The 293-nt window shown below is 48.5% G+C and carries 2 tRNA genes; both read right to left on the minus strand.

Annotation, left to right across the window (positions count from 1 at the left end):
• Nucleotides 1–70: 70 nt before the first annotated feature.
• Nucleotides 71–146 (minus strand) — tRNA-Ala (locus ACM6IT_RS27995).
• 10 nt (nucleotides 147–156) lie between these two features.
• A tRNA-Ile gene (locus ACM6IT_RS28000) sits at nucleotides 157–233 on the minus strand.
• Nucleotides 234–293: the final 60 nt, after the last annotated feature.

Here is a 293-nt window from a genome sequence, read left to right on the forward strand (position 1 = left end):
TCTAATCAAAAGACTAGAAATCAATATTCACATCGGAATACTCATTTCTAAACTTTCAGAAGCAGTTATATGGTGGAGCCAAACGGGATCGAACCGTTGACCTCCTGCGTGCAAGGCAGGCGCTCTCCCAGCTGAGCTATGGCCCCATAACAAAATTGGTGGGTCTGGGCAGATTCGAACTGCCGACCTCACCCTTATCAGGGGTGCGCTCTAACCAACTGAGCTACAGACCCAATTTCGAGCGCGTAACTGTTAGCTTGGAGCTATCAGCTTGGAGCTTAAAGCTGCTTCTA

The sequence above is a fragment of the Pseudomonas sp. IT-P4 genome, assembly GCF_949767755.1.
GTDB lineage: Bacteria > Pseudomonadota > Gammaproteobacteria > Pseudomonadales > Pseudomonadaceae > Aquipseudomonas > Aquipseudomonas monachiensis.